Raw genomic sequence first — 26,663 nt, 5'->3', positions numbered from 1 at the left:
GTCACAGCGCTCTCGCTCGACTCGTCTCACCCGCACGGAGGCCTCACCCATGTCGTCCCGCATCCACCACCCCGGCCTCCGGTCGAAGGTGATGTCCGCCGCGGAGGCGGCGGCGTTCATCCAGCACGGCACCACCGTGGGCATGAGCGGGTTCACGGGGTCCGGCTACCCGAAGGCCGTGCCGATGGCGCTGGCCGAGCGGGCCAAGGAGCTGCACGCGCGCGGCGAGGAGTTCCGCATCAACCTCCACACGGGGGCGTCCACCTCCGCGGAGATGGACGGTGCGCTGGCCGAGGCGGACGCCGTCGCGCTGCGCACCCCGTTCCAGTCGGACCCGACGATGCGCGCCAAGATCAACGCGGGCGCGATCGAGTACATCGACACGCACCTGTCCCACCTGGCGCAGACCGTGTGGAACGGCTTCTACGGGCCCATGACCACCGCGGTGATCGAGGTGTCCGGGATCCGCGAGGACGGCCGTCTCGTCCCCAGCTCCTCCGTGGGCAACAACAAGTCCTGGATCGACCTGGCGGATCAGGTGATCCTCGAGGTCAACTCGTGGCAGAGCGAGGACCTCGAGGGTCTGCATGACGTCTATTACGGCACCGCGCTGCCCCCGCACCGCACGCCGATCATGCTCACCCACCCGGCAGACCGCATCGGTGAGACGTACCTGCGGTGCGATCCGGCCAAGGTGGTGGCCGTCGTCGAGACCCACGCCCCGGACCGCAACTCCCCCTTCAAGCCCGCCGACGCGGACTCGATCGCGATCGCCCAGCACCTCGTGGAGTTCTTCGAGCACGAGGTGGCCCAGGGCCGGTACGACGAGCGGCTGCTGCCGCTGCAGTCGGGCGTGGGCAACATCGCGAACGCGGTGATGTCCGAGCTGGTGAAGTCCCGGTTCACGGGCCTGTCCGCGTTCACCGAGGTGGTGCAGGACGGCATGCTCGACGCCCTGGACTCCGGCACGCTGGCGACCGCGTCCGCGACCGCGTTCTCCCTGTCCACCGAGGCCGCCGAACGGTTCAACGACAACGCCGCGAAGTACCGGGACAAGCTGATCCTGCGCACCCAGGAGATCTCCAACCACCCCGAGCTCGTGCGCCGCCTCGGCATCCTCGCCATGAACGGCATGCTCGAGGCCGACCTGTACGGCAACGTGAACTCCACGCACCTAATGGGCACGAAGATGATGAACGGCCTCGGCGGCTCCGGCGACTTCGCCCGCAACGCGTTCACCTCGTTCTTCCTCACCCCCTCCACGGCCAAGGGCGGGGACATCTCCTGCATCGTGCCGATGGTCTCGCACGTGGACCACACCGAGCACGACGTGCACGTGGTGGTCACCGAGCAGGGGCTGGCCGACCTGCGCGGCCTCTCCCCCAAGCAGCGCGCCCGCACGATCATCGACACGTGCGCGCACCCGGACTACAGGGAGCAGCTGCGGGACTACTTCGACCGCGCGATGCGCGAGTCGGGCGGCCTGCACACCCCGCACCTGTTGGGCGAGGCCCTGTCCTGGCACCAGCGCTTCCTCGAGACCGGGACGATGCGTCTCGGCTGACGGCCCGCCGGACGGGACACCGGCGAGACACCGACGGGACACCTGCGGGACACCTGCGGCGAGGCACCCTACAGTGGGCCGTGCCTCGCCCCTGTGGCCGAGGTCTCACCGTCTCTCGCACCTCGGAGGAGTCCCATGACCTCGCCCACCGGTGGGTCCACCGCCGCCGACGCCTCACCCCGGAATCGCGCTCCGGGGGGCCTGCTCAACAGGTTCCTCAACGTGATCGAATGGAGCGGCAACAAGCTCCCGGACCCGATCATCATCTTCGCGGGCCTCTGCGCCCTGACCCTGGTGGCGTCCGCCGTGGCCGGCCTGGGCGGCTGGAGCGCGGTCCACCCGGGCACGGGTGAGACCCTCGTGGCGACCAATCTGCTCAGCACGGAGGGCATGCGCGTCGTCATCGGCGACGCCGCAAAGACCTTCGGCGCCTTCGCCCCGCTGGGGCAGGTGCTCATCATCATGCTCGGCATCGGCGTGGCCGAGCGGTCGGGCTGGTTCGAGGTCGGCCTGACGCAGGCCATGACCAGCGCCCCCAAGGGCCTGATCATCCCCGCGATCGCGCTCATCGGCCTGCTGGGCAACATCGCCGGCGACGCCGCCCCGATCGTGCTGCCCCCGCTGGCCGCCCTGATCTTCCACAAGCTGGGCTGGCACCCGATCGCCGGCATCGCCCTGGCCTACGCGGCCGCGACCGGGGGCTTCGCGGCGAACCTGATGATCGGCATGTCCGACGCCCTGGTCCAGGGCTTCACCCAGGAGGCCGCGGTCATCATCGACCCCGACATCGAGACGACCGTCCCGATGAACTGGTGGTTCATCGCCGCCTCCGTCGTCGTCCTCCTGCCGGTGCTGTGGCTCATCACCACCAAGGTGGCGATCCCCCGCCTGGGCGCCTACCAGGAGGCGGACGACGTCGAGGCCGGGGACATGGAGATCACCGACGTCCAGCGCCGGGCCAACCGCTGGGCCCTGGTGGCGCTGGCGCTGTTCGCCGCGCTCGTGGTGGCCGCCTGCATCCCCCAGGGCTCGTTCCTGCGCAACGCGGAGACCGGCTCCCTGACCACCGACGCGCCCCTGATGAACGGCATCGGGCTGATCCTGGCCCTGGCGTTCTTCATCCCGGGGCTGGTCTACGGAATCCGGGCCAAGACGATCACGGGCTCCTCGGACGTCGCCCGCATGATGGTGGACTCCATGGCCACGATGGCCAGCTTCATCGTCGTCGTGTTCTTCGCCTCGCAGCTGCTGTCCTACGTGAGCGCGTCCAACATGGGCGCCATCCTGGCCATCCGCGGCGCCGAACTGCTCCAGGGCCAGGACGGCATCGTGCTGATCCTCGGGATCATCGCGATCTCCGCCGTCGTGAACCTCTTCGTCGGGTCGGCCTCCGCCAAGTGGGCGATCCTGGCGCCGATCTTCATCCCGATGATGATGCTGCTGGGCTACCACCCGGCGTTCACGCAGATGGTGTACCGCATCGGCGACGCCGTCACGAACCCGATCACGCCGATGTTCCCGTACTTCGCGCTCGTGCTGACCTACGCCCAGCGCTACGACAAGAAGCTCGGCATCGGCACATTCATCTCCACGCTGGTGCCCTACTCGCTCGCGATGGGCCTGGCGTGGACCGCCATGATGGTCGTCTGGTTCCTGCTGGGCTGGCCGATGGGTCCGGACGGTCCCATCCACCTGCCCACCCCGTGACGACCCGCCCCGACCGAGAGGAGACCCCATGTCCACCGACATCGACGCCTACCAGGACCAGCTCGTCGCCTGGCGCCGTCACCTGCACCAGCACCCGGAGGCCTCGTTCGAGGAGCACGAGACCGTCCGCTACATCCGTGCCGAGCTGGAGCCGCGCCTGCCGGGCGCCACGTTCGAGAACCTCACGCCGACGAGCCTCGTGGTGACCCTGGACACCGGCCGCCCCGGCCCCACCCTGGGTCTGCGCGCGGACATCGACGGGCTGGCCATGACCGAGGACCGCCCCGACCTGGACTTCGCCTCGACGACGCCGGGTCGCATGCACGGCTGCGGTCACGACGGGCACACGGCCACCATCATGTCCGCCCTGGTCTGGGCGCACGATCACCTGGACGAGCTGACCGGCACCGTGCTCGGCATCTTCCAGCATGCGGAGGAGACCCCGCCCGGCGGCGCCAAGGAGATGGTGGAGACGGGCCGGTTCGCGGACGTCGACTACTTCTTCGGCTTCCACTACTGGAGCACCCTCCCCACGGGCACGGTGGACATCAAGCCCGGCCCGGCCTCGGCGAACTCGGACCTGTTCGAGGTGCACCTGCGGGGCGAGGGCGCCCACGCGTCCACCCCGGAGGACGCCGTGGACGTGGTCACCGCGGCCAGCTCCCTGATCCAGCAGTTCCTGCTCATCCCGTCCCGCCGGGTGGCCGGCCTGGACCCGTGCGTGGTGTCCACCACCTGGATGGACGCCGGGCGTCAGTCGGCGCTGAACGTGTACCCGCCGGAGGCGCACATCGGTGGAGTGGTCCGCACGCACGACGACGACGTGCGGGACACGGTCGAGGCGGCGATGCGGGACATGGTCCGCGGCCTGCAGACGGCGAACCCCGGTCTGCGCTGCGAGCTGGACTACCTGCGCGGCTACGACATGGTGTGGAACGACCCGGCCCGCACCGCTGTGGTCCATGAGCTGTGCGAGGACCTGTTCCCGGGCTCGGTGATCACCGACCCGCCGATGCTCGGCGGCGAGGACTTCGCGGCCTTCTCCCGGACCGCGCCCGCCACGTACGTGTTCGTGGGGGCCGGCAACGCCGCCAAGGGCTTCGACGCAGGTCACCACAACCCGCGGTTCGGGCTGGATGAGGACGCCTTCCCGATCGCCCTGCGGTTGGTCGTCGAGGTCCTGCGGAACGGGCCGCGCCTCGCGGCGGGGTGAGATCACGCCGGCTCCGGGCACGTGCCCGGAGCCGGCCCAGGGCCGCAGGACCGGCGACGGCGTCAGCGGCGCCCGCCCTGCTTCCGCTCGGGGATTCCCGCGGCCCACAGGGCGGCCGCGATGAGGGCAGGCTGGCCGAACAGCCGCGCCAGGCGGCGGCCGTCCGTGTCCAGCCCGAAGCCGTCCTTGCGCTCGGCGTACTGCCCGATGTTCCCGGGATAGATCGCCGTGTAGAAGGCCGCCAGGGCGGTGCCGGTGAGGCGGCGCTGCCCGGGGAGCGCCAGCAGAGCGGCCCCGAGGCCGATCTCGGCCACGCCGGATCCGAGCACCACGAGGTCCGCCGGGAGCGGGATCCACGAGGGCACCTGGGCGCGGAACTCACGGCGCGCCACGGTGAGGTGGGACAGCCCCGCGGCGGTCATGAACCCGCCGAGGCCGAGGCGGGCGGCGGTCTGGGAGAGGGGGATGGACTGCCGGCGCTTCGTCATCACGCCTCCCCGAGCTCGAGGACGACGTCGATGTTGCCCCGGGTGGCGTTCGAGTAGGGGCACACCTGATGCGCCTGCTCCATGAGGGCGCGGGCCTGGTCCGCGGGGACGTGGGGCAGCACGACCTCGAGGGTGACCTCCAGGCCGAAGCCCTCACCCTGGCGGCCGATGCCCACGCGCGCGCCGACGGAGGAGTCGGTGATGTCGGCACGGGAGGAGCGGGCGACCATCTGCAGGGCCGAGTGGAAGCACGCGGCGTAGCCGGCGGCGAACAGCTGCTCGGGGTTGCTGCCCTGACCGGAGCCGCCCATCTCGGTGGGCACGGCGAGGTCGAGGTCGACCCGCCCGTCGGTGGTGCGGACATGGCCGTCGCGGCCGGCGCCGGTGCTGAGCGCCTCGGCGGTGTAGATGGTCTCCATGGGAGGTCCTTTCATCCGCCCGCCCCGTGCGGGACGAGTCGGCTCCAGCCTGCCACCCGGTTAGGTCGTGCGCAACCAAGTCGCTCCCCAGCGACCACTAGAATCGCTCCCATGGATGCCGCGCCGACCCCCAGCCTCGCCCTCGAGGACCAGCTCTGCTTCGCCCTGCACCGGGCGGCGCGCGCCGTCACGCGCGGCTACGGCCCCCTGCTGTCCCGCCTCGGCCTCACCTACCCGCAGTACCTCGTGATGCTCACCCTGTGGCAGGCGGAGGGTGATGCCTCGGCCGAGACCGATGCGTCGACACCGGACGCCGGGGCGCTGGGGGTCGGCGCGCTGCGGGACCGACTCGGCATGGACAACGGCACCATCACGCCTCTGGTGCGGCGCCTGGCCGGCATGGGGCTCGTCACGCGGGAGCGCGACGTCCGCGACGAGCGGCGCGTGCTGGTGCGGCTGACGGACGAGGGGCGGGCGCTGCGGGCGTCCGCCCGGACGGTACCGGCGGACGCCCTCACCCGGATCCCCCTCGACGTCGCCGAGCGCCAGGTCCTCATGGACCAGCTGAACCGGATCACCAAGGCCGTCGGGCCGCGCTGAGACGGCGGGAGCGGCCCGCGCGCGGAGCGCGGTCAGCGCACCCGGTCCAGGATCGCCCGGGCGACGGCGTCCGCCTCACGCTCGGGCAGCCAGTGGTCCGCGTCGAGCTTCACGAACCGGTACTCCCCCGCCACCTGCCCGGCCGTGAGCTCGGCGGCCCGCGGCCCCAGGGCCGCGTCCCGGGCGCCCCACACGTACGTGGTGGGGACCGACACGGGCGCGCTGCGCGTGGTGGTCACCAGATCCGGGTTCGCCCGATACCAGTTCACCGGACCGCGCAGGCTCTGCGGGGTGGAGAACCGGCGGGCGTAGTGCTCCGCCCCGGGGACCTGCCCCCGCTGCAGCAGGGAGCCCAGCCGTCGCGCGAGGATCCGTTCGGGGAGGGACGGTGCCTGGAAGGCGGCGATGTACCAGCTGCGGCGCAGCTGGTCAGGGCCGCGCAGGGCGCGGGCCAGGGCGGCCGGGTGCGGCGTGGACAGGACGGTCAGGGACGCGACGCGCTCGGGGTGGGCGGTGGCCATCGCCCAGGCGACGGCGCCGCCCCAGTCATGGCCGACGACGTGGACGCGCCGCGCCCCCGCCGCGTCCGCCAGCGCGACGGCGTCCCCCACGAGCGCCGGGAGGCGGTAGGCCGCCGTCGCCCGCGGAGCGGCCCCCGGGGAGTAACCGCGCTGGTCCGGCGCGAGGGTGCGCAGACCCGCGGCGTGCAGCAGCGGCTCGACGTGCTTCCAGGACGTGGCGTCCTGCGGGAAGCCGTGCAGCAACAGGACCACCTCCCCCTCGGCCGGTCCGCCGTCGCGGACGTCGAAGGTCAGGCCCTGATGCCGGAAGGTGACCATGCCGCCCCCGAGTGCGCCGTCGCTCGTCACAGCCGCACGACCATCTTCCCCGTGTTGGCGCCGTCGAGCAGGTCGATGAACGCCTGGGGCGCGTTCTCCAGACCCTCCCGGACGGTCTCGTCCCACTGGATCTTCCCGTCGGCGACCCACGGGCCCACGCGCTCGAGGAACTCGGGGCGGACCTGCGCCGCGTACTTCTGCAGGACGAAGCCGCGCAGGGTCAGCCGCTTGCCGATCGCCAGGGCGAGGTTGCGCGGGGCGGCCGGCGGCTCCGTCGAGTTGTACTGGGCGATCGCACCGCACATCGCCACGCGGCCGTCGACCCGCATCGCGGCGATGGCGGCCTCGAGGTGGTCGCCGCCCACGTTGTCGAAGTAGACGTCAATGCCCTCCGGCGCGGCCTCGGCCAGCAGGTCCGTGGGCGAGCCGTCGTGGTAGTTGAACGCGGCGTCGAAGCCCAGCTCCTTCACCCACGCCACCTTCTCGGCCGTGCCGGCCGAGCCGACGACGCGCGAGGCGCCCAGGAGGCGGGCGATCTGGCCGGCGACCGAGCCGACGGCCCCCGCGGCGCCCGAGATGAACACGGCGTCGCCCTCCTGCATCTCGGCCACGTGCACGAGGCCGGTGTAGGCGGTCAGACCCGTCATGCCCAGCACGCCCAGGTAGGCGCTGTCCGAGAGCTGGGAGGTGTCCACGGCCTGGACGGTGTCGCCGTCGAGGACGGCGTGCTCGCGCCAGCCGAGGCCGTGGAGCACGGACGTGCCCTCCGGCACGTCGGCGTGGCGCGAGGCGATCACGGTGCCCACCGCGCCGCCGTCGAGCGGGGCGTCGAGCTGGAACGGGGGCACGTAGGACTCGACGTCGTTCATGCGGCCGCGCATGTACGGGTCCACGGACATCACGGTGTTGCGCACGAGGACCTGGCCCTCGGCGAGTTCGGGGAGCTCGACCTCGGTGAGGCGGAAGTTCTCTGGTGTCGGGGCGCCGTGGGGGCGGGAGGCGAGGTGGATCTCGCGCGTGCGGTTGGGGGTGCTCATGGTGGTCTCCTCAGGAGTCGGGGGGGCGGGCTCGGCGGGGGGTCAGCGCGCGAGCAGGTCGAGGACGCGGCGGGCGGCGTCGGCGGAGGAGGCCGGGTTCTGGCCGGTCACCAGGGTGCCGTCCGTGACCACGAAGCTCTCCCCGTCCGGGCCCTTGCGGTAGTCCGCGCCGGCGGCGATCAGCGAGTCCTCGACGAGGAACGGGACGACGTCCGTCAGCTGGGCGGCCTCCTCCTCGCCGTTGGTGAACCCGGCGACCTGACGGCCGCGCACGAACGGGGTGCCGTCGGCGGCGGTGATCGGGTGCAGGATCCCGGGCGCGTGGCAGACGAGGCCGAGCGGGCGCCCGGCCGCGTCGCTGTCGAGGATGATCCGCGTGGAGTCGGCGTCGGACACCAGGTCCCACAGCGGGCCGTGACCGCCCGGGTAGAAGACGGCGTCGAACCCGTCCACGTCCACCTGGGCCAGGGGCGTGGTGTGGGCCAGGGCGGCCTTGGCCTCCTCGTCCTGGTCGAACCGGCGGGTGGCGTCGGTCTGCATCTCCGGCTGCGAGCTCGTCGGGTCGATGGGCGGCTGGCCGCCGCGGGGCGAGGCGAGGGTGACCTCGTGGCCGGCGTCCGTGAAAACGTAGTAGGGCGAGGCGAACTCCTCGAGCCAGAACCCGGTCTTGCGGCCGGTGTCACCCAGCTGGTCGTGCGAGGTGAGGATCATCAGGATGCGGGACATGTCTGGGGCCCTTTCGTCGGTGGGGACTGAACTCTCATGGTCGTACACAACCGAATCTCGGGCAAGGGTGACGGCGCCCACCAGCCTCACGCCGCAGCGACGGCGAACCCGCCCCCGGGTGCAGGACTCGGGCCCGTCAAGGGCGGTTCATGTGCGCGCAAGCCGGCCGTCACGACGGCGTCAGGTCCCTGCCCGAGGGTGGCGAGCGTGGTCTCCCCCGACCAGCGGGGCCGACTCCGAGCAGAAGGGACCCGTCATGTCCTCCTCCACCACCGAAGCCCCGAAGCTGCAGCGCACCGGTCTCCTAGGGCCCGACACCACCTGGCACCTCGCCTTCGGCGTGCTCACCGTCGGTGCGCTCGCCCTCTGCATCTCCTGGGCCCTCGGCTACACCGACACCGCCCACACGACGCTGCTGATCACCACGATCGTCGTGGGCATGTTCATGGCCTTCAACATCGGCGGCAACGACGTCGCGAACTCGTTCGGCACCTCGGTGGGCGCCGGCACGCTGACCCTGAAGCAGGCCCTGCTGGTGGCCGCGGTCTTCGAGGTCAGCGGCGCCGTGATCGCCGGCGGTGAGGTCACCGAGACCGTCCGCAGCGGCATCGTGGACCTCGACAGCGTGGCGCTGCCGCCGATGGACTTCGTGTACATCATGCTCGCGGCCCTGATCGGCGCCGCGGTCTGGCTGCTCATCGCCACCAAGATGGGCTGGCCGGTCTCCACGACGCACTCGATCGTCGGCGGCATCGTCGGTGCCGCGGTGACCCTGGGCCTGCAGACCGGCGCGGGCGGCTTCGAGATGGTGCAGTGGAGCGAGATCGGCACGATCGCGCTGTCCTGGGTCCTCTCCCCCGCGCTGGGCGGGCTGGTGGCCTGGGCCCTGTACCGGGCGATCAAGAAGCACATCCTCGTCTACAACGAGGAGGCCGACGCCAAGATGCGCGAGCTGCGGCTGGAGCGCATCGAGCTGCGGACGAAGCACAAGACGGCGTTCGAGCGTCTCTCCGAGGTGCAGCAGATCGCCTACACCAACGCCATGGCCCGTGACGCCGCCACCAAGTCCTCCGGTCACGACTACGACGCGGACGAGCTGGAGTCGGACTACTACCGCGAGCTGGACGCGATCGAGTCCAAGGAGGACGAGGTCAACTCGCAGCACGCGCTGGAGATCTGGGTGCCGCTGCTGGCGGCCGGCGGTTCGATCGTCATCTTCTCGATGCTGCTGTTCAAGGGCCTGAAGAACCTGGACCTGAACATCGACAACGTCGGCAACATCCTCATCATGCTCATGGTGGGCGCCGCGGTGTGGATGGCCGTGTTCATCTTCGCCAAGACCCTGAAGAAGCAGTCCCTGTCCCGGTCGACCTACCTGCTGTTCAGCTGGATGCAGGTGTTCACGGCGTCCGCGTTCGCGTTCAGCCACGGCTCGAACGACATCGCCAACGCGGTGGGTCCGTTCGCGGCCATCGTGGACGTGCTGCGCACCGAGGAGATCAACGCCGAGGCCGCCGTGCCCGGGGCCCTCATGCTGGCCTGCGGCATCGGCCTGGTCTGCGGTCTGTGGTTCATCGGCCGCAACGTGATCAACACCGTCGGCACCGGGCTGACCGAGATGCATCCCGCCTCCGGCTTCACCGCCGAGCTCGCCGCGGCCGGCGTCGTCATGGCCGCGTCCATGCTGGCGCTGCCGGTCTCCTCGACGCACATCCTGATCGGCGCCGTGCTCGGCGTGGGCATCGTGAACCGCGCGGCGAACTGGGGCCTGATGAAGCCGATCGCGCTGGCCTGGGTCATCACCCTCCCGGCCGCCGCGCTCATCGGCGCCCTCGGCGTGACGGCGCTGCGCGCCGTGTTCGGGAGCTGACGCAGCGCCTCGGGCCTCACCCGGACGCAGGCCGACCCGAGAGCAGACCGACGGCGGCCCCCAGGACGGCCTCCAGCTCGGCCTGGCTGACGTCGCCCACCGTCGCCAGCCGGTGCAGCAGCGTGCCGACGACCAGGTCGAAGGCGAGGTCCACCGCGGCGGGGTCCAGGTCGGCGTCCCCGGCGGGATCCGCCAGGGCCTCCCGGAGGAACGGCTCGCGGAACCGCGAGCGCAGCCGCGCCCGCGTCTCGGGGTCGCGCATCGCCTGGGTCAGCAGGCCGCCGAGGAGTGCCCGGACCGGGGTGGTCTGGATCTGCGCGGCCAGACGACGGACGGCGCGACACAGCGTCGCGTCCGGCTCGGGCCCGTCGGGATCGGCGGGCGGCAGGTCCAGCGCGGCGGCGAGGGCGTCCACGGCGAGCGCCTCCTTGGACGGCCACCGCCGGTACACCGTCGTCTTGGCCACTCCCGCCCGGGCGGCGACGGCGTCCACGGTGGCGCCGACGTACCCCTCGTCACCGGCCAGCGCGACGGCGGCCGCCAGCACCGTCTCCTCCACGCCGTGACGGCGGGGCCTGCCCGCGCTTCGGTTCGCGGTCTTCGTCTGCACCGTCCTCCTGCCCTTGCCTCGGATCCTGTGACCGCCCTAGCATCGCTGTTGACGGTTGCGCGACTGATCGTAGCGTAAATGCACCCGTAGAGAGGGAGGCGCAGTACTCATGACTGACCCCGTGCGATTCACACCGGACGTCGAGCACCCCGCCGAACGCGAAGAGACCATCACCCGGGAGATCCTCGAGCAGATGGGCGAGGCCCAGCGCCAGGCCGCCGGCCGGCATCGGCACGCCCATCGAGACGCCCACGCCAAGAGCCACGCCATCCTCAAGGCCACGCTGGAGGTGCACGAGGGCCTGGCTCCCGAGCTGGCGCAGGGCATCTTCGCCCGCCCGGGACGCTACGAGGCGGTCGCGCGGCTGTCCTCGGCCCCCGGAGACATCCACACCGACCGCACCCCCGCCCCGCGGGGCTGGGCCCTGAAGGTGCTCGGCGTGGAGGGCGAGCGCCTGCTGTCCGAGCCGGCCGGCCACAACCAGGACTTCCTGATGGTCAACTTCCCCACGCTGGCCTTCGGCACCGTGGGCCGTTACCAGGAGATGCTGGGGCTGCTGGAGAAGAACTCCCAGAACCCGGAGCTGCTGCAGCGGCTCGCCACCGGCGCCGCCCGGGTGGTGCGGGGGGCCGTGGAGGCCGTGGGCGGGACCCCCGGCGCCACCCTGCAGGGCCTGGGGCGGGACAACGCCCACGTCCTCGGCGAGACGTACTTCACCCAGGGCGCCCTGCGCTACGGCGACCACATCGCCAAGGTCTCGCTGGCGCCGGAGTCCGCGAACGTGCGGGCCCTGACCGGTCAGGACATGGACGTGGAGGACTTCTCCTCGATCCGGGACGTGGTCGCGGACTTCTTCTCCCACGAGGGCGCGGAGTACACGCTGCGCGCCCAGCTGGCGACGGACCTGGAGCAGATGCCCGTGGAGGACGCCTCCGTGCTCTGGGACGAGGAGCAGGCCCCCCACCAGCCCGTCGCGACCCTGCGGATCGCCCCGCAGGACACCTACAGCCCTCGCCGCCGCGTCTACGGCGACGACGTCCTCACCTTCAACCCGTGGAACGGCGTGGTCGAGCACCAGCCGCTGGGCTCGATCATGCGCGTCCGCCGGCACGCCTACGAGCAGTCCACCCGCTACCGCCACGAGTTCAACGATCGCCCGGCCCCCGAGCCGGCGACGCTGGACGAGATCCCGGACTGATCCCGGCCTCGCCCCTCACCATTCATCCCGAAGGCTTCTCGAAGGAGGACCTCATGAACGACCGCCCCGACCCCCGACTGCAGGACGAGAGCCGCCTCGACGCCGTCAAGCGCGCCGTCGAGGACGTCGCCCAGGACGCCCCCACGCTGGCCAAGATCGCCCTCGAGGCGATGATCCGTGAGCACAACCCGGACCTGTCCGGCACCGCCGACTCCGCCGGCCGCGTGGGGATGCGCTCGGGCAAGGTCTCGGAGCTGACCGCGATCGCCCGCCTCAAGCCGGGCGGCGCCGAACGGCTGCAGCGCATCTTCGACCTGACCCGCGGCAACATGGACGGCGCCCAGCGCGTGTCCACGCTCCACGACATGCGCTTTGTCTTCTTCGACGACAACACCCGCATCCTCTTCGCCACGGCCTACGACGGCGACTGGGACGCGTACATCAACGACTTCGCCACCAAGATCCCCGAGCTGATGGACCTCCTCTTCCAGAACGTGGAGGGGTGGCCGGGCATCGACAGCCCGACCGTGAAGGACTTCATCGCCGAGCACCAGATCACCGCCTCCGGGTGGTTCGTGGCGAACCCGCAGGTCACCGTGGTGGACACGCGCCGACTGCAGCGCACCGAGGACGCGGTGAACACCTTCCTGGACCAGATGGCCGGGCGCACCGACCTGGACGAGGACACCGCGGCCGCCCTGAAGCAGCTCACCGACACGATCTCCACCCCCGAGGCGGTGGACTACTGAGATGGGCGTGCTCAAGGACCTGAAGGAACGTTTCGATCGGGAGCGGGTCGAGCTGGACCTGGACGACATCCAGGGCCTGGTGCTGCGGTCGCGGCCCGAGCCCTACGTCGGCGCCCACGCCATGCTGACCGTGGACGAGGCCGAAGGCGGCCGGGACTTCGTCCGTCGCCTGGCCGAGCACGTGACCTCCGCGCAGGACTGGGCCGACGACCTCCAGTCCTGGACCGGTGCGGCGATCAGCTACGCCGGCCTGCGTGCCCTCGGGCTGCCCGAGGACTCCCTGGCCAGCTTCCCGCTGCCCTACCAGCAGGGGATGGCCGCCCGCGCTCAGCAGCTCATGGACACCGGGCCGAACGCCCCGGAGCACTGGGACGAGGCGTTCACCCAGGACGCCTGCCACATCGCGCTGACGATCTACGCGGCCGACGCCGACGCCCTGGACGCCGCCCTGGACCAGGCGAAGGAGGTGCTGGAGCACTCCACCGGAGTGACCCTGGTGGCCACCCACCGGTTCGGGGTCGACGAGCTGAACAAGAACCCCTTCGGCTTCCGGGACTCCATCTCGCAGCCGACGGTGGCCGGCAGCGGGGTCCGGCCGCAGCCGGGCCAGGAGCGCTCCATCTCCGCCGGCGAGTTCATCCTGGGCGAGAACAGCGAGACCGGCTCCCCGCTGGCCGTGCCGCAGCCGGATGTGCTGGGCCGCAACGGGACCTACGTGGTGCTGCGCAAGTTCGCCAGCCGGGTGGGCGCCTTCAACGAGTACCTGGCCTCGCAGAGCCCGGACCCGGAGGAGCAGCACCGGATCGCCGCGAAGATGTTCGGTCGGTGGCGCAGCGGCGCCCCGCTCGTGCTCTCCCCGGACCACGACGACGAGGAGCTGGGCAACGACCCGGAGCGGCGCAACGACTTCACCTTCGAGGACGACCCGAAGGGCCTGATGTGCCCGCACTCCAGCCACATGCGTCGCCTCAACCCGCGGGACAGCGATCTGTCGATCATGACGGACGTGAACATCAAGCGGATCATCCGGCGCTCCTCGACCTACGGTCCCGGGTGGTCGCCGGAGGTGAGCTCGGCCGACGACGCGAAGGAGGACCGCGGGATCTACTTCATCTTCATCAGCGCCCGGGCCTTCGACACGATCGAGTTCATGCAGCAGGAGTGGATCAACGGAGGCAACTTCGTCGACCTCGGCTCCGAGCGGGATCCGATCGTCGGTCTGCACGAGGACGACCCGACGCAGGGACGGTTCACCATCCCCGCCGAGCCGGCCCGCAAGCGCATCGACGGCATCACCACCTTCAACCGGATGGCCGGAGGCGAGTACCTCTTCATGCCCTCGCTCAGCGCCCTGCGGTGGATCGGTGAGGCGGGCTGGACCTCGGACCAGTTGGACGCCGAGGCGTGATGCATTCTCCGTCCCCGGGCGGTCCCGCGGGCGCCCAGCCGTGGCAGGTGGACCTGGACTGGCTGTGGGGCACCCCGCCGGGCAACGACGGCTCCCCCGCGACCCTGCGGCTGGACGTCGTCGGCCCCGGGGCGGCCCGGGCGGCCGCCGCGTGGCTGCACTCCCTGCCCGGGGACGAGGACGGCGTGCGAGGCAGGGGCGGCTGGCGCGCCGACCCGGGCGAGCAGCCCGACGCGGACGACCACGCCGTCCTGCTGCTCACCTCGGCGGGTGAAGACGTGGCGGACGGGCTGGAGGACGCCGCGGACGACGCCCACGCGGCGCTGGCCGCCATCGGGGGCCTCACCCTGCGGTGGACTCCCCTGCCCCGTGACCCGTCCCGCTGAGGCCCTCGCGCCCCGTCGGTAGGCTGGAGTGATGGCGACGGTACTTCTCGTGCGGCACGGCCGCACCACGGCCAACGCGACCGGACTGCTGGCCGGCCGCACCCCCGGGGCCAGCCTGGACGACCACGGGCGGGAGCAGGCGGCCCGCACCGGAGACCGGATCGCGGCCGTGCCCGTGGCCGCGGTGGTGGCCAGTCCCCTGGAGCGGTGCGCGCAGACGGCCCGCGCCCTCCTCGATCGCCAGCCGGGGACGGTGCCCTCGCTGGTCGACGACGACCTCACCGAGTGCGACTACGGCCAGTGGCAGGGGCGCCCGCTCAGCGACCTGGCCACCGAGCCCCTGTGGGCGACGGTGCAGACCCAGCCGTCCGCCGTCGTCTTCCCCGGCGGGGAGTCCATGGCGGGCATGCAGGCCCGCGCGGTGGCGGCGATCCGCCGGCACGACGCCGCGGTCGAGGCCGAGCACGGGCCCGGGGCGGTGTGGGTGGCGGTGAGCCACGGGGACGTCATCAAGTCGATACTGGCCGACGCGCTCGGCACGCACCTGGATCTGTTCCAGCGGATCGAGGTGGGGCCCGCCTCCGTGTCCATCGTGAGCTACGGACCAAGCCGACCACGGGTCTGGGCGACCAACACCGACGCCGGGGACCTGTCCTGGCTCTCGAGCCTCGGCCCGTCCGACGACGCCCCGGTGGGCGGCGGCGCGGGCACCGGCCCCGGCGCGGTGGACGAGCAGACGCCTAGGATCGTGACATGACTGATGCACCTGCCCCCGCCCATGAGTTCGACTGGCCGGATCGGGTCGTGATCGGGACGCTCGGGCGTCCCGGAGCCCGCACGTTCTACCTGCAGGTGCGCACGGGGCCCCGGCTGGTGAGCCTGGCCCTGGAGAAGCAGCAGTCGGCCCTGATGGCGGAGATGATCGACGAGATCCTCGACGATCTCATGGCGCTGGAGGGCAATCCGCACAGCGTCCCGGCCAGCACGCCCGTGGAACTCGTGGACAACGATCCGCTGGACCCGGTGCAGGAGTGGTTCCGGGTGGGGGCCATCGGCCTGGGCTGGGACCCCACCACCGCGCAGGTGCTCGTCGACGCGCACCCGCTGACCGACGACGACGCCGACCCGGCGCTCGAGGCGGACGCCGAGGCCGTGCGCGTGCGGATGCCCGTCGGCGCCGCCCGGGCGTTCGCCCGGCGCACCCGGGAGGTCGTGGACGCCGGGCGTCCGATCTGCTCGGACTGCGGCCAGCCCATCGACCCCGACGGCCACGACTGCACTCTCCCCGACTCCTGATGGGCGCCGCGGACGTGCCCGCCGGCGAGCTGACGGCCGGGGAGCTGACGCTCACCGGCCGCATCACGACGGCGTCCAACGCCACGTTCCTCGGCGCGATCGGTGACACCCCGGTGGTCTACAAGCCGGTGGCCGGCGAGGCCCCGCTCTGGGACTTCCCCGCCGGAACTCTGGCCCGCCGCGAGGTGGCCGCGCACCTGGTGTCCGAGGCACTGGGGTGGGACGTCGTGCCGCGCACGTGGCTGCGCGAGGGCCCGTTCGGGGAGGGCATGGTGCAGCTGTGGCAGGAGCAGGATCCTGAGCAGGACGCGGTGGACCTGTTCCCGGCGGACGAGGTGCCGGCCTCGGGATGGCTCACGATCCTGGAGGGCGAGGACGAGGACGGGAATCGGCTGGTCCTGGCCCACGAGGACTCGGCGGCGCTGCGCCGCATGACGGTGTTCGACGTGATCGTCAACAACGCCGACCGGAAGGGCGCCCACATCCTCGCCATGCCCGGCGGGCACCGGCACGGCGTGGACCACGGGCTCACCTTCCATGTGGAGGACAAGCTGCGCACCGTGCTCTGGGGCTGGCTCGGCGAGGCGCTGAGCGAGGAGGAGCTCGACGGCGTCGCCCGGGTTCTCGAGGGGCTCGACGGTGAGCTGGGGCGGGGGCTGGCGGAGCTGCTCGGTGCCGTGGAAGTCGAAGCCCTTGCCGCACGCTGTGCCCAGTTGCTCGACGACGGCATCTTCCCTGCCCCGAGCGGCCGGACGCCGGCCGTGCCCTGGCCGCTCTTCTGACGGGCCCCGCGATGCCTGATGACTCAGGGGCGCACTTCCTGGGTTCGTGTGCCTCGGCGGCTGGCTTCAAGGGCTGAGGTGAGCGTTCGAGCGTCGTAGCTGCCCAGCAACCGTCGGCCGTCGACGAAGAACGTCGGGGTGGCGTGCGCCCCGCTTGCATCGGCGCTTTCGAGATCCCGCTCCACACGGGCACGTACGGCGGCACTATCGAGGTCAGCCGTGAACTGGGCGACATCCAGGCCCAGCTCTTCGGCGTAGCGGATCAGATCTTCGCGTTCGAGCGCATCTTGCCGCGTGAAGACGAAGTCCAGCCACGGCCAGAACATCCCCTGATTCGATGCCGCCTCCGACGCTCGTGCGGCTATGGGGCCGTGAGGGTGATGTGGCAGCTGGCGAACGACATACCGGAGATCGTCCCCGAACCGGCTGCGAAGGTCCTCCCAGGAACCCGTTGCGTGCGCGCAATAGGGGCATTCGAAGTCGATGTACTCGACGAGCGTGAGCTGGGCGTCCTCGGGTCCACGGATGTGGTCGACCTCAGGATCAACGGGTGGTGTGAGCACCATCGGCAGATCTGCCGTCTCCTCTCCCCAGCGTTTCGCAGCAACCCGGAAAATCAGCCAACCAAGCGCGGTCGCGAGCACCATCGCGACCAACACGCCGACGGTCGCCTGCCGACCCAGGTCGGACGTCGAGCCGAACGCGAGGCCGATCACCAGGAGCGACACGGTGAACCCGATCCCCGAAAGCGCCGCGCCGCCGAACACGCTGCCCATCCCGACACCCTCGGGCAGCCGACCGGCTCCAAGCTTCACAGCGACGAAGGTGGCGAGACCGATGCCGAGAAGTTTGCCGAGCACGAGACCCACGATGACTCCCCACGTCACGGAGGACTGGAAGGAATCGACGAGCACGCCGCCGCGCAGGTCGACGCCGGCGTTCGCGAGCGCGAAGATCGGGACGATGACGAGCGCGGTGGGCATGCGCAAGACCTCGTGCATGCGTTCATTGACCGAGATACCTTGTGCCAAGCCTCGATCGACTGCGCGGGCCGATGCCGCGCTCGGCGACTGCCAGAAGTCGCGGAACAGCTGACGAGCCTCGACCACCTGTTGCCGACGCGTCGGGTAGGCGGGGATGAGGAGTCCTGCGACCATGCCCGCGAGGGAGGCGTGGACTCCGGAATCAACGGTCGCGAACCAGAGCACAATGACAATCAGCACGTACGGTGTGGCACTCCCTTGCCGCGAACGGCTCAGAAGCCACAACCCGGCAAGGCAGGCGACTGCGATCAGCAGCGGAACGAGCCGGATCTCGTCGCTGTAGACGATGCCGATGATGGAGACGGCGAGGAAGTCATCGACGACGGTGAGGGTGAGGAGGAACACCCGCAACTGGCCGGAGAGCTTCGGGCCGACGAGCGCGAGGGCACCCAACAGGAATGCGGTGTCGGTACCGACCACCGCGCCCCATCCACCGAGCCCGTCGCCGCCCGCGGCGGCCACGATCAGGATGTAGAGAACTGCGGGCAGTGCCACGCCGGCGACGCCAGCGATCAACGCGAGACGCGCGCGGCTGGCGTCTCGGAGCGTCCCATGCGCGAACTCCTGTCGCACCTCGAGGCCAACGACGAGGAAGAAGACCACCATGAGGCCGTCGTTGATCCAGTGGTGCAGGTTCATGTGCAGTCCGAACCCGCCGACGTCGAACCCGATCTCGACATCCCACAGCCCGAAATAGGCCTCGGAGAGTGGCGAGTTCGCCCAGAGCAGGGCGACCGCTGTGACGACGACCAAGAGCACAGCCGAACCCGCCTCCGTGCGAATCGCTCGCCAGCTCATGCGCCGTTCCTTCTGCCCGCTCGTCATGCGGGAAGCATATCGGCGCCCAAGGGCAGCGCCCGGCGGCGAGCCTTGTCGACCGTGCAGCGCGGCCGCAGGGACGGCGGGTGCACTCAGTCCACGAGCCCCGCCGCGGCACCGGCCGCACGGTAGTCCGCGGCGAGCGAGTCCAGGGTGGCGTGAGCGTTGAGCCCGCTGGGGTTCGGCGCCACGAACAGGCGCGTGCCCGGCCACGGCGTCTCCTGCTCCCCCAGCGCCGCCTTCGGGCGTCCGAACGCCTGCCGGTAGGCCGTCACCCCCAACACGGCGACGACGGCCGGCGCATGCGCTGCCACGAGCGCGTCCAGACGGGCGGGGGCGGCGGCGAGCTCCTCCGCGGTGAGCTCGTCGGCGCGGGCGGAGGCACGCGGGACGAGGTTGGAGATCCCGATGCCGCGGGCGTGCAGCTCGGCGAGGTCCTCGGCCTTGTAGCCGTCGGAGGCGTCGATCAGGTGTCGGGTGAGCCCGGCGCGGTACAGGGCCGGGTAGAAGCGGTTGCCGCGGCGGGCGAAGTGCGCACCGGTGGCGGCGGTCCACAGGCCGGGGTTGATGCCGATGAACAGCAGCCGCAGCGGGTCCGGCAGCAGATCGGGGACGGTGCGGTCGCGGAACTGTTGGAGCTCGGCCTGGGTGAAGCGCATGTCAGTAGTGATACCTCGCCTGGAGGATGATCAGGTCCTCGCCGTCGACGAGGTAGACGAGCCTGTGCTCCTCCGTGATGCGCCGGGACCATGCCCCGGCCGCGCCGTACTTCAGCTGCTCGGGCTTGCCGATCCCCTCGAAGGGATCACGCAGGGCCGCGTCGAGGAGGGTGTTGATCCGTTTGAGGACCTTGCGGTCCGTGGTCTGCCAGTGCGTGTAGTCCTCCCAGGCGGAGCGGTCCCACACGAGGCGCACTCAGGCGTCCCCGTCCAGGCGGTCCAGAGCGTGCTCCTCAACGCTCCCTGCGCGGGCTCGCTCGTAGGCGTCCAGCAGCCGTCGGGCGTTGGCCGGGGAGCGGAACAGGTAGGCGGTCTCCTGCCAGGCGGCGTACTCGTCCGCGGGCATGAGGACGGCGTTCCCCTTGCGGGAGACGATCTCTACGGCGTCGCGGTCCGCATTCACTCGCTCGATGAGCGGGAACAGGGTCTTGCGGGCTTCACTGGCGCTGATGGACATGCTGGCCTCCTCGGGTACGATGTGGTACTTGCTTATGGTACCAGTTGGAGCTGTCGAACTCGGGGGTGCCGTGCGGGATGCAGATCTCCTTGCCCTCGTGGTCCGTGGGCGCGGCGACGGCGTCCCCTGCTCTCCCAGGAGCGCCTTGGGCTTCCCGAAGATGTCCACACCCGCTCTTCTGACGCAGGCCCCCGCGGGCCGTTCTATTGTCCTGAGGACCATCGAGACGGCCGAACCCTGTTCGCCACAACATCGCCGTTGAAGTCCCATCTGCCCTAGGGCGTGTCTCCCTTATCGGTGGTGAGGCTCGCGGCAGGCTGGTCGGGTGAGGTCGACAGGGTCGCGGTATCAGGTATTCACGGACGCGCAGTGGGAGCGGATCGAGCCGTTGCTGCCCTCGAATCAGGGCCAGCGTGGGCACCCCTTCGGGGAGCACCGCAGGGTGGTGGAGGGCATCGCCTACCGGTATCGGACCGGGGTCCCGTGGCGGGATCTGCCCCGGGAGCAGTTCGGGCCCTGGCAGACGGTGTGGAAGCGCCACCGCCGCTACGACGCGGATGGGACCTGGGATCGGGTGCTGACCCAGGTGCTGGCCGAGGCCGACGCGGCCGGGATGATTGACTGGGCCGTCTCGGTCGATGCGACCATCGCCCGGGCCCATCAGCACGCCACGAACACCACTCGTCCGGACCAGGACACAGGGGGCCGGGGCGAATCACAAGAAACTGCCGCTGGATGAGGTTGAGCCGCCCGGGCACGGCATCGGGCGTTCCCGCGGCGGGCTGACGACCAAGATTCACCACGCCGTCGATGGCCGCGGCCGGCCGCTGGCCGCGATCGTCACCGGCGGGCAGCGCAACGACGGGGCCGTGCTGGCGCAGGTGCTGGCCGAAATCCAGATTCCCCGACTCGGCGCCGGCGCCGCCCGAGGCCGCCCGGAGGCGGTGATCGCCGACCGGGCCTATGCCACCGGAGTGATTCGCAACGAGCTGCGCCGCCGCCGAATCACCGCGGTAATTCCGGAGAAACGGGACCAGATCGCGGCCCGAGCCCGTCGCGGCAGCCGCGGCGGGCGGCCGCCGGCCTTCGACGCCCAGGCCTACCGCGGGCGCAACGTCGTGGAACGCTACTTCGCCCTAGCCAAGCAATGGCGCGGCTTGGCCACTCGTTACGACAAGCTAGCGATCACCTACCGCGCCGCCGTCACCCTCTGCGCCATCTTCACCTGGCTACGCGCATAAGGGAGACGCGCCCTAGCCCAGAGAGGAGGGGTCGCTGTGCGCGGTGACTGCGGGCTTACACAGCCCGCTGACGTCGTGGCAGCGGCCCTTCTCCTGCGGCGTATCGCTCATCACCAACAGATCGAGGAACCACGATGACAGGAACTGACGACGGCGTTGCCACGACGCGTTCACCCGAGGTAGCAGTGATCGGGGGTGGGATCGTTGGTCTGTCGACGGCGTACGCGCTGCGGGAGCAGGGCGTGCCGGTGCGCTTGTACGAGGCTGGTCTGCCCGGGACGGGTCAGTCCGGAGGCGAGTCGCGGATCTTCCGACATGCCCACGACGACCCGCGACTCGTTGCTTTCGCGCGCGAAAGCCGCGGCGTCTGGGATAAGTGGGCCGAACACTTCGACGTCGAGCTGGTCTCATCAGACGGTGTCCTGGCGATCGGAGACAGCGTCCTGGCGCGGCTGCGGGTGCTCAACCAGGTCGGCGGCGTGGAAGCGCACGAGATCGACGCGGTCGCGGTCACCCTGCTCAGCGCCGTGGCCCGGACCAGCTGACCGGCGCACCACTCCCCTTACGTGACTTGGACGGGGGCTCTCCATGCACCGGGGTCCTGGGCACCGCACACCGCAACCCACTGGGACTGCCGGGCAGAACTGGTCCTGCCCGAAGGCTCCCGCCCCGGCGGCCGGGAACCCGGTGTACCGTTTCGAGCACGAGCCCGACCGACAGGAGCGATGTGATGGAGAATCGATCGGAAAGCCTGCCCGCGGAGCAGCCGGTGGGCGAGCTGGAGGAGGTGGCCCATTTCCACGGCCCCATGCTCACCGGCGTCACGGTCTCGCACCGGGGGCGGATCTTCGTCAATTACCCGAAGTGGGGCGATGACGTCGCCTTCACGGTGGCCGAAATTCGCGACGGCGAGGCGGTGGCCTACCCGAACGAGGCCATCAATCGCACCGATTCCGACGACCTGGCGAACACCCTGGTCTCGGTGCAGAGCGTGGTGGTGGACCCTGCCGACCGGCTGTGGATCCTGGACACCGGAAGCCCGCTATTCAAGCCCACGACCTACGGCGGGCCCAAGCTCGTCTGCGTCGACCTGACCAGCGACACAGTGGTCAAGACCATCCTGTTCACCCAGGATGTCGCGTTGCCCACCAGCTACCTCAACGACGTGCGCTTCGACCTGCGCCGCGGAGCCGAGGGCGTCGCCTACCTCACCGACTCCTCCGACCAGGGACCCAACGCGCTGGTGGTGGTGGACCTGGCCACCGGTCAGAGCTGGCGGCGGCTGCACGAGCACCCCTCCACGAAGGCCGAGCCGCTCACAGACTTCGTGCCGATTGTCGAGGGCCGCCCGATGGTCGCCCGCCAGGAGGACGGGACCGTGGCGCCGGCGATCGCGATGGGCGCGGACGGAATCGCCATCGGCGCCGACGGCGCCCGCCTCTACTACTGCCCGCTGGCATCCCGGCGGCTCTACAGTGTGGCTACCGACGCGCTGGTGGACCGAGCCCTGGATGAGGCGGCGGTGGCCGCGACCGTGCGTGATGAAGGCGACAAGGGCGGGGCCGGCGACGGCCTGGAGTCCGACGCACAGGGCAACGTGTATGCGACGAACTACGAGCACAACGCGGTGCTGCGGCGTCGGGTCGACACCGTCGGGGCGTGGGAGACCGTGGTCAGCGACCCTCGGTTGCTGTGGCCGGACACGCTCTCGGTCGCGGCCGACGGCTACCTCTACATCACCGCGAACCAGCTCCACCGCCAGGCCGACTACCGGCAGGGGCAGGATGAACGGGTCAAGCCCTACACCCTCTTCCGCACCCGCATCGACGCCCGACCCGTCCTGCTGCGCTGACCACAGCGGGACGGAACTGGATGCAGCCATGCACAAGTGAAGCGCCTGGGTTTCGTTCCGAGGCCAGGACGCAACGGGCGCTACAGGTCACTGCTGTGCTCTGTCTTTGACACGTCGAGTTCTCCTCCTGCGGGGATGTTCTTGTACCGCCGGGCCAGTCAGGGACAGCAGCACATGTTCCACGCCTGCTGGCCCTGACCGGCATTACGGCATGGGCCTGGACTCCGCTCAGCCCAGGGAGGCGAGCAACTCGGCGCAGGCTCGCTCGCAGCGCCGGCAAGCCTCAGCGCAGATCTTGCAGTGCTCGTGCATTTCAGCGTGGGAGGCGCACTCGTCCCCGCACGTCTTGCAGGCGGTCCGGCAGGCCTCCAGCAGGGCACGAGTGGTCTCGACGTTGTTGCCGGTCTGCCTGGACAGCACCGCCCCGGTGGTGGCGCAGATGTCGGCGCAATCCAAATCGAACCGGATGCACTGCCTCAGTTCTGCGACCATGTCCTCGGCCAGGCACGCGTCCGCGCAGGCCGTACAGGTCTGAGCGCACTCGAAACAGGCCTCGATGCACTCGGCCAGCTTCTGCCGGTCGATGTCCCCCAAGTCTTTCGGGTAGGTCTCCAGCATCGAGCTCACGTGATGGGTCATGGCTTACTCCTTCATCGGTGCGGTTCGGAAAACGAACCGGCCGGAACCGGCCCGCCATGCAACCGACCATAGACCCCCGCCCGGCCCGGAAAAAGGGCTCAACTTTGAAGATTCCGTGAAGATCCCAGCCGGCCACGGGCTCCGCCCGAGCCGTTCAAGCGGGCGGCTAGGCCCGAAATGACGGCCTTTCCGGGCCCGGCTCAACCCTGAATCGGCTCGGAACTTGGCACTCCGGTAAGTTGCGACCAGATCACGAATCCGCATTGTTGCATAACGTTCTGGTCACGGACCATTTCGACTAAGTCATAACTTGATCGACGCCGAATTAGGAGGCCGCGGAAAAAGTCCAGAAAATGTACGCCAATGTCTACCGAGGTAACCCATGTCCTACCCCACCCGCCGTGCCCGCATCGAGGCTGAAGCACAGGCCCGCCGTTCCCAGTACCGCCATTCCCTCACCATGGGTGCGATAGGCCTGACCACCGTGGTGGGAGCCACGGTGGCCGACATGGGCCCGGCCGCAGCCAACGAGGGCGCCTACTCCGCGCCCAGCGGCTCCACTGCTAATTCCTGGACGTGGGAGGGCGGTACCGCCGCCGAGACGTCCCGCTCTTCCAGGGTTCACACGCACTCGTCCGCGACCAGCAGTGAGCCGGCCCAGGATATCCAGCGGGCCTCTTACTCCACCGCTTCCTCCAGTAGTACTGGTTGGGGGCGGCCGTGCAGTGGGCTACGGCCAAGGCTGCCGATCCGGGCGTCGGTTACGTCTGGGGTGGAAATGGCCCGACCGGCTACGACTGCTCCGGCTTCATTCAGAACGCGTTCGCGCAGGCCGACATTGAGCTGCCTCTGAACTCCAAGGCCCAGTATGCGGCCGCTAGCCAATACGTCTCCCTGGACGACCTCCAGGTCGGTGACCTGGTCTTCTGGTCCAACAACGGCTCGGCCTCCGGGATCTGCCACGTGGCCATGTACATCGGCGACGGCCAGATCGCCCACGCCCGCAACCCGCAAATGGGCGTGGCCGTGACCGCTGTCGACTACAGCCCCTGGAACATGATGGGCACCGCCGCCCGCTACTGAACGGCACGCCACCACTCCGGGACGGCCCCGCAAGACGAAAGCCTCGGGGCCGTTCGATCTCAGGAGACCTCAGCCACCGTGCCCACCCCGCTGTCCCGCCGACCGAACCCCACCGGACACGCCAGCAGCTCACGTGGACGAACGTCGACATGCCTTGGGCCGCGTCCCGTCGGCCCCGTCCCGTGGTCCTCCCGGTGATGGGGCGTCATATGACACAAGTCTGGATGGCCCCCCCTCCCCTGTTGTCGCTTGCAGACGATGGGGCAGCGCCAAGAGCGCTAATTTGCAGCAGGTACGGCGCGGATGCGTCGGTAGAGGGTGGCTCGGGACATGCCCTAGCCAAGCAATGGCGCGGCTTGGCCACTCGTTACGACAAGCTAGCGATCACCTACCGCGCCGCCGTCACCCTCTGCGCCATCTTCACCTGGCTACGCGCATAAGGGAGACACGCCCTAGTCTGGCTGGAATCCCCTGCCGCACAAAGGACTTCCGATGACTGGAATACCGTTTCTGCTCGTCTTCATCCTCGCCGTCGCCCTGATGATCGTCATGATCTCCAGATGGAAGATCCACCCCTTCCTCTCGATCATGGTCGTCGCCTTCGCCTTGGGGATCATCGGTGGGATCCCGCTGGTGAAGTCGACCGGCGCCGAAGGGGAAGCGCCCGTCAAGGGCATCGCCGACGTGATCGGGGAGGGATTCTCCGGGATCTTCACGTCGATCGGCATCGTCATCATCCTGGGCACGCTCATCGGTCTCATCTTGGAGCGCACCGGCGGCGCCTTCAGGATCGCCGATGCGCTCGTGAGGGTCGTCGGCAAGCGCTACCCCGTCCTGGCTATGCAGCTCATGGGCTGGGTGGTCTCCATCCCCGTGTTCTGCGACTCCGGATTCGTCATTCTCAACCCCATCCGCAAGGCCCTGGCCCGTCGCACCGGGGCGTCACCCGTGGCGATGACCGTTGCCCTGGCGGCAGGCCTGTACACCTCGCACGTCTTCATCCCGCCGACCCCGGGGCCCATCGCAGCCGCCCAGAACCTCGGCATCGGTGACCACCTTCTGTTGGTGATCGGCCTCGGCGTCCTCGTCTCGATCCCCGCACTCCTCGTCGCGTACCTGTACGCCCTTTACATCGGCAAGAGGGTGAGCTCCCCTGAGGAGACCGGCACGGAGGACGCGGATGAGCTGGAAGCGGCCTACGACGCGCTTCGCCGGTCCTACGGGCGGATGCCTGGGACCGCTGCGTCCTTCGCGCCCATCATCGCCCCCATCCTGCTGATGGCTCTCGGCTCGCTCGCATCCGTCCTGAAGTGGACCGGCCCCACGGGTGACTTCGCCCGATTCCTCGGCACGCCGATGATCGCGCTCGCCGTCGGCACCCTCTGTGCAGTCGGCGTGCTGTTCAGCGTGCGCCGTGGCGAGACGTTCTACGACCTGACAGAGGAGACCCTCCGGGTCGTCGGCCCCATTCTGTTCATCACGGCGGCCGGCGGTGTGCTGGGGCGCGTCATCGCCGCCACCGACCTCGTCACCTTCATCGAGAGCAACGCTGCACAGTTGTCGGTCATCGGACTGTTCTTCCCCTTCCTCGTCTCCGCCGTCCTGAAGACCGCGCAGGGCTCCTCCACCGTGGCACTCACGACCACGTCGGCCATGGTCTTCCCGATGATGCCTGCCTTGGGCTTCGAGACTCCGGTGGCCAGCGCGCTCGTGGTCATGGCCATTGCGGCCGGCGCCATGACCGTCTCCCACGCCAACGACTCGTACTTCTGGGTGGTCACCAATTTCAGCGGCATGACGCCCTCGCAGGGTTACCGCACCCAGACGATGGTCACGCTCCTGATGGGACTCACCTCCATCGTGTTCATCTGGCTCCTCGGCCTCGTCCTCGTCTGACCCTGTCACCTGACTCAGGAGA

At 70.1% G+C, this 26,663-nt stretch carries 27 protein-coding genes and 1 pseudogene; 17 read left to right on the top strand and 11 right to left on the bottom strand.

Annotated elements, in window-relative coordinates; all coding sequences use genetic code 11:
- Positions 1-49 precede the first annotated feature (49 nt).
- The 3 genes from ACUXPL_RS02460 (at position 50) to ACUXPL_RS02450 (ending at position 4,484) form a co-directional block, all read left to right on the top strand.
- A complete protein-coding gene (locus ACUXPL_RS02460; RefSeq protein WP_454181678.1) occupies positions 50-1,564 on the top strand; it encodes an acetyl-CoA hydrolase/transferase family protein in 1,515 nt (504 codons plus the stop codon).
- Between the two features lie 135 nt (positions 1,565-1,699).
- Positions 1,700-3,271 carry an AbgT family transporter gene (locus tag ACUXPL_RS02455; RefSeq protein WP_454181676.1) on the top strand — a complete coding sequence of 524 codons (1,572 nt, stop codon included), beginning with the start codon at positions 1,700-1,702 and terminating at the stop codon, positions 3,269-3,271.
- A 28-nt stretch (positions 3,272-3,299) separates the two neighbouring features.
- Positions 3,300-4,484, top strand: coding sequence for a M20 metallopeptidase family protein (locus ACUXPL_RS02450; RefSeq protein WP_454181674.1), 1,185 nt, complete (start codon positions 3,300-3,302; stop codon positions 4,482-4,484).
- Between the two features lie 62 nt (positions 4,485-4,546).
- Here the strand turns inward: ACUXPL_RS02450 and ACUXPL_RS02445 are convergent, their stop codons facing one another.
- Together ACUXPL_RS02445 and ACUXPL_RS02440 are read right to left on the bottom strand one after the other, a co-directional pair.
- Positions 4,547-4,972, bottom strand: a complete 426-nt coding sequence (locus ACUXPL_RS02445) for a DoxX family protein (RefSeq protein ID WP_454181672.1) — start codon at positions 4,970-4,972, stop codon at positions 4,547-4,549.
- Positions 4,972-5,391: an organic hydroperoxide resistance protein gene (locus ACUXPL_RS02440; RefSeq protein WP_200969222.1), complete on the bottom strand. Its 420-nt coding sequence runs from the start codon at positions 5,389-5,391 to the stop codon at positions 4,972-4,974. Before ACUXPL_RS02440 ends, ACUXPL_RS02445 begins: the two co-directional genes overlap by 1 nt.
- A 111-nt stretch (positions 5,392-5,502) precedes the next feature.
- Here ACUXPL_RS02440 and ACUXPL_RS02435 point away from each other — a divergent pair, with 111 nt between their 5' ends.
- On the top strand, positions 5,503-5,991 hold the full coding sequence (locus tag ACUXPL_RS02435) for a MarR family winged helix-turn-helix transcriptional regulator (RefSeq protein WP_248073026.1): 489 nt from the start codon (positions 5,503-5,505) through the stop codon (positions 5,989-5,991).
- Between the two features lie 32 nt (positions 5,992-6,023).
- On the opposite strand, the gene ACUXPL_RS02430 is transcribed toward ACUXPL_RS02435, so the two are convergent.
- From ACUXPL_RS02430 to ACUXPL_RS02420, 3 genes are read right to left on the bottom strand one after another with little or no spacing between them, the layout of a single operon-like run.
- The gene (locus tag ACUXPL_RS02430; protein ID WP_454181669.1) at positions 6,024-6,860 is read right to left on the bottom strand and encodes an alpha/beta fold hydrolase; all 837 of its coding nucleotides are present in this window, start codon (positions 6,858-6,860) and stop codon (positions 6,024-6,026) included.
- On the bottom strand, positions 6,857-7,867 hold the full coding sequence (locus ACUXPL_RS02425) for an NADP-dependent oxidoreductase (protein WP_454181667.1): 1,011 nt from the start codon (positions 7,865-7,867) through the stop codon (positions 6,857-6,859). Before ACUXPL_RS02425 ends, ACUXPL_RS02430 begins: the two co-directional genes overlap by 4 nt.
- A gap of 42 nt (positions 7,868-7,909) precedes the next feature.
- Complete coding sequence (locus tag ACUXPL_RS02420) at positions 7,910-8,593, bottom strand: type 1 glutamine amidotransferase domain-containing protein (protein WP_041103944.1); 684 nt, start codon at positions 8,591-8,593, stop codon at positions 7,910-7,912.
- 256 nt (positions 8,594-8,849) lie between these two features.
- Here ACUXPL_RS02420 and ACUXPL_RS02415 point away from each other — a divergent pair, with 256 nt between their 5' ends.
- Entirely contained in the window at positions 8,850-10,463 is a 1,614-nt protein-coding gene (locus ACUXPL_RS02415) for an inorganic phosphate transporter (RefSeq protein ID WP_454181665.1), read from the top strand.
- Between the two features lie 16 nt (positions 10,464-10,479).
- Here ACUXPL_RS02415 and ACUXPL_RS02410 read toward each other — a convergent pair whose 3' ends face one another.
- A complete protein-coding gene (locus ACUXPL_RS02410) occupies positions 10,480-11,073 on the bottom strand; it encodes a TetR/AcrR family transcriptional regulator (protein ID WP_454181663.1) in 594 nt (197 codons plus the stop codon).
- Between the two features lie 109 nt (positions 11,074-11,182).
- Here ACUXPL_RS02410 and ACUXPL_RS02405 point away from each other — a divergent pair, with 109 nt between their 5' ends.
- The 7 genes from ACUXPL_RS02405 to ACUXPL_RS02375 are packed head-to-tail and all read left to right on the top strand — an operon-like array spanning position 11,183 to position 16,892.
- Positions 11,183-12,271 (top strand): catalase family protein, encoded by a 1,089-nt coding sequence (locus ACUXPL_RS02405; RefSeq protein ID WP_454181661.1) that lies wholly within the window; start codon positions 11,183-11,185, stop codon positions 12,269-12,271.
- A 53-nt stretch (positions 12,272-12,324) separates the two neighbouring features.
- Entirely contained in the window at positions 12,325-13,020 is a 696-nt protein-coding gene (locus tag ACUXPL_RS02400; protein ID WP_406905383.1) for a hypothetical protein, read from the top strand.
- 1 nt (position 13,021) lies between these two features.
- A complete protein-coding gene (locus tag ACUXPL_RS02395) occupies positions 13,022-14,428 on the top strand; it encodes a Dyp-type peroxidase (protein WP_454181659.1) in 1,407 nt (468 codons plus the stop codon).
- The gene (locus ACUXPL_RS02390; RefSeq protein ID WP_454181657.1) at positions 14,428-14,814 is read left to right on the top strand and encodes a hypothetical protein; all 387 of its coding nucleotides are present in this window, start codon (positions 14,428-14,430) and stop codon (positions 14,812-14,814) included. Before ACUXPL_RS02395 ends, ACUXPL_RS02390 begins: the two co-directional genes overlap by 1 nt.
- Before the next feature lie 31 nt (positions 14,815-14,845).
- Positions 14,846-15,571, top strand: coding sequence for a histidine phosphatase family protein (locus ACUXPL_RS02385; protein ID WP_454181655.1), 726 nt, complete (start codon positions 14,846-14,848; stop codon positions 15,569-15,571).
- Entirely contained in the window at positions 15,568-16,110 is a 543-nt protein-coding gene (locus ACUXPL_RS02380) for a DUF3090 domain-containing protein (RefSeq protein ID WP_098470638.1), read from the top strand. Before ACUXPL_RS02385 ends, ACUXPL_RS02380 begins: the two co-directional genes overlap by 4 nt.
- Positions 16,110-16,892, top strand: a complete 783-nt coding sequence (locus ACUXPL_RS02375) for an SCO1664 family protein (RefSeq protein ID WP_454181653.1) — start codon at positions 16,110-16,112, stop codon at positions 16,890-16,892. The genes ACUXPL_RS02380 and ACUXPL_RS02375 overlap by 1 nt, the downstream gene beginning before the upstream one ends.
- Before the next feature lie 23 nt (positions 16,893-16,915).
- Here ACUXPL_RS02375 and nhaA read toward each other — a convergent pair whose 3' ends face one another.
- The 4 genes from nhaA to ACUXPL_RS02355 all read right to left on the bottom strand — a co-directional run bounded on the left by nhaA (position 16,916) and on the right by ACUXPL_RS02355 (position 19,930).
- Positions 16,916-18,760 carry a Na+/H+ antiporter NhaA gene (gene nhaA, locus ACUXPL_RS02370; protein ID WP_406905378.1) on the bottom strand — a complete coding sequence of 615 codons (1,845 nt, stop codon included), beginning with the start codon at positions 18,758-18,760 and terminating at the stop codon, positions 16,916-16,918.
- 86 nt (positions 18,761-18,846) lie between these two features.
- Complete coding sequence (locus ACUXPL_RS02365; RefSeq protein ID WP_222958452.1) at positions 18,847-19,413, bottom strand: mismatch-specific DNA-glycosylase; 567 nt, start codon at positions 19,411-19,413, stop codon at positions 18,847-18,849.
- A 1-nt stretch (position 19,414) separates the two neighbouring features.
- Positions 19,415-19,669, bottom strand: coding sequence for a Txe/YoeB family addiction module toxin (locus tag ACUXPL_RS02360; RefSeq protein WP_454181651.1), 255 nt, complete (start codon positions 19,667-19,669; stop codon positions 19,415-19,417).
- The gene (locus tag ACUXPL_RS02355; protein WP_002855277.1) at positions 19,670-19,930 is read right to left on the bottom strand and encodes a type II toxin-antitoxin system Phd/YefM family antitoxin; all 261 of its coding nucleotides are present in this window, start codon (positions 19,928-19,930) and stop codon (positions 19,670-19,672) included.
- Between the two features lie 325 nt (positions 19,931-20,255).
- Here ACUXPL_RS02355 and ACUXPL_RS02350 point away from each other — a divergent pair.
- The 3 genes and pseudogenes from ACUXPL_RS02350 to ACUXPL_RS02340 all read left to right on the top strand — a co-directional run bounded on the left by ACUXPL_RS02350 (position 20,256) and on the right by ACUXPL_RS02340 (position 23,023).
- Positions 20,256-21,171 (top strand): IS5 family transposase gene (locus tag ACUXPL_RS02350; protein WP_454181649.1). Its coding sequence is split into 2 segments (ribosomal slippage): positions 20,256-20,630 and positions 20,632-21,171, totalling 915 coding nucleotides; the frame shifts between segments, so codons are not numbered across the junction.
- Positions 21,172-21,305: 134 nt separating this feature from the next.
- A pseudogene (locus ACUXPL_RS02345) lies at positions 21,306-21,683 on the top strand (NAD(P)/FAD-dependent oxidoreductase); the annotation flags it as partial.
- Positions 21,684-21,901: 218 nt separating this feature from the next.
- Positions 21,902-23,023 (top strand): L-dopachrome tautomerase-related protein, encoded by a 1,122-nt coding sequence (locus ACUXPL_RS02340; protein WP_454181647.1) that lies wholly within the window; start codon positions 21,902-21,904, stop codon positions 23,021-23,023.
- 228 nt (positions 23,024-23,251) lie between these two features.
- On the opposite strand, the gene ACUXPL_RS02335 is transcribed toward ACUXPL_RS02340, so the two are convergent.
- A complete protein-coding gene (locus ACUXPL_RS02335; RefSeq protein ID WP_454181645.1) occupies positions 23,252-23,662 on the bottom strand; it encodes a four-helix bundle copper-binding protein in 411 nt (136 codons plus the stop codon).
- Positions 23,663-24,382: 720 nt separating this feature from the next.
- Between ACUXPL_RS02335 and ACUXPL_RS02330 the strand changes: the two genes are divergently transcribed.
- A complete protein-coding gene (locus ACUXPL_RS02330; protein ID WP_454181643.1) occupies positions 24,383-24,745 on the top strand; it encodes a C40 family peptidase in 363 nt (120 codons plus the stop codon).
- 492 nt (positions 24,746-25,237) lie between these two features.
- Complete coding sequence (locus tag ACUXPL_RS02325) at positions 25,238-26,641, top strand: GntP family permease (protein ID WP_454181641.1); 1,404 nt, start codon at positions 25,238-25,240, stop codon at positions 26,639-26,641.
- The last annotated feature ends 22 nt before the right edge of the window (positions 26,642-26,663 follow it).

The organism is Micrococcus sp. 140720015-1 (assembly GCF_053627595.1).
Note: the sequence above shows the minus strand (reverse complement) of the source record. Positions and strands in the feature narration are given on the sequence as shown.

What these genes read in the sequence shown, in the direction of transcription:
- ACUXPL_RS02385 (WP_454181655.1), top strand. Translation starts at nt 14,846, where the DNA reads ATGGCGACGGTACTTCTCGTGCGGCACGGCCGCACCACGGCCAACGCG.
- ACUXPL_RS02425 (WP_454181667.1), bottom strand. Translation starts at nt 7,867, where the DNA reads ATGAGCACCCCCAACCGCACGCGCGAGATCCACCTCGCCTCCCGCCCC.
- ACUXPL_RS02455 (WP_454181676.1), top strand. Translation starts at nt 1,700, where the DNA reads ATGACCTCGCCCACCGGTGGGTCCACCGCCGCCGACGCCTCACCCCGG.
- ACUXPL_RS02325 (WP_454181641.1), top strand. Translation starts at nt 25,238, where the DNA reads ATGACTGGAATACCGTTTCTGCTCGTCTTCATCCTCGCCGTCGCCCTG.
- ACUXPL_RS02445 (WP_454181672.1), bottom strand. Translation starts at nt 4,972, where the DNA reads ATGACGAAGCGCCGGCAGTCCATCCCCCTCTCCCAGACCGCCGCCCGC.
- ACUXPL_RS02335 (WP_454181645.1), bottom strand. Translation starts at nt 23,662, where the DNA reads ATGACCCATCACGTGAGCTCGATGCTGGAGACCTACCCGAAAGACTTG.
- ACUXPL_RS02355 (WP_002855277.1), bottom strand. Translation starts at nt 19,930, where the DNA reads ATGTCCATCAGCGCCAGTGAAGCCCGCAAGACCCTGTTCCCGCTCATC.
- ACUXPL_RS02440 (WP_200969222.1), bottom strand. Translation starts at nt 5,391, where the DNA reads ATGGAGACCATCTACACCGCCGAGGCGCTCAGCACCGGCGCCGGCCGC.
- ACUXPL_RS02395 (WP_454181659.1), top strand. Translation starts at nt 13,022, where the DNA reads ATGGGCGTGCTCAAGGACCTGAAGGAACGTTTCGATCGGGAGCGGGTC.
- ACUXPL_RS02365 (WP_222958452.1), bottom strand. Translation starts at nt 19,413, where the DNA reads ATGCGCTTCACCCAGGCCGAGCTCCAACAGTTCCGCGACCGCACCGTC.
- ACUXPL_RS02380 (WP_098470638.1), top strand. Translation starts at nt 15,568, where the DNA reads ATGACTGATGCACCTGCCCCCGCCCATGAGTTCGACTGGCCGGATCGG.
- ACUXPL_RS02405 (WP_454181661.1), top strand. Translation starts at nt 11,183, where the DNA reads ATGACTGACCCCGTGCGATTCACACCGGACGTCGAGCACCCCGCCGAA.
- ACUXPL_RS02450 (WP_454181674.1), top strand. Translation starts at nt 3,300, where the DNA reads ATGTCCACCGACATCGACGCCTACCAGGACCAGCTCGTCGCCTGGCGC.
- ACUXPL_RS02340 (WP_454181647.1), top strand. Translation starts at nt 21,902, where the DNA reads ATGGAGAATCGATCGGAAAGCCTGCCCGCGGAGCAGCCGGTGGGCGAG.
- ACUXPL_RS02420 (WP_041103944.1), bottom strand. Translation starts at nt 8,593, where the DNA reads ATGTCCCGCATCCTGATGATCCTCACCTCGCACGACCAGCTGGGTGAC.
- ACUXPL_RS02400 (WP_406905383.1), top strand. Translation starts at nt 12,325, where the DNA reads ATGAACGACCGCCCCGACCCCCGACTGCAGGACGAGAGCCGCCTCGAC.
- ACUXPL_RS02415 (WP_454181665.1), top strand. Translation starts at nt 8,850, where the DNA reads ATGTCCTCCTCCACCACCGAAGCCCCGAAGCTGCAGCGCACCGGTCTC.
- ACUXPL_RS02460 (WP_454181678.1), top strand. Translation starts at nt 50, where the DNA reads ATGTCGTCCCGCATCCACCACCCCGGCCTCCGGTCGAAGGTGATGTCC.
- ACUXPL_RS02375 (WP_454181653.1), top strand. Translation starts at nt 16,110, where the DNA reads ATGGGCGCCGCGGACGTGCCCGCCGGCGAGCTGACGGCCGGGGAGCTG.
- ACUXPL_RS02435 (WP_248073026.1), top strand. Translation starts at nt 5,503, where the DNA reads ATGGATGCCGCGCCGACCCCCAGCCTCGCCCTCGAGGACCAGCTCTGC.
- ACUXPL_RS02390 (WP_454181657.1), top strand. Translation starts at nt 14,428, where the DNA reads ATGCATTCTCCGTCCCCGGGCGGTCCCGCGGGCGCCCAGCCGTGGCAG.
- nhaA (WP_406905378.1), bottom strand. Translation starts at nt 18,760, where the DNA reads ATGACGAGCGGGCAGAAGGAACGGCGCATGAGCTGGCGAGCGATTCGC.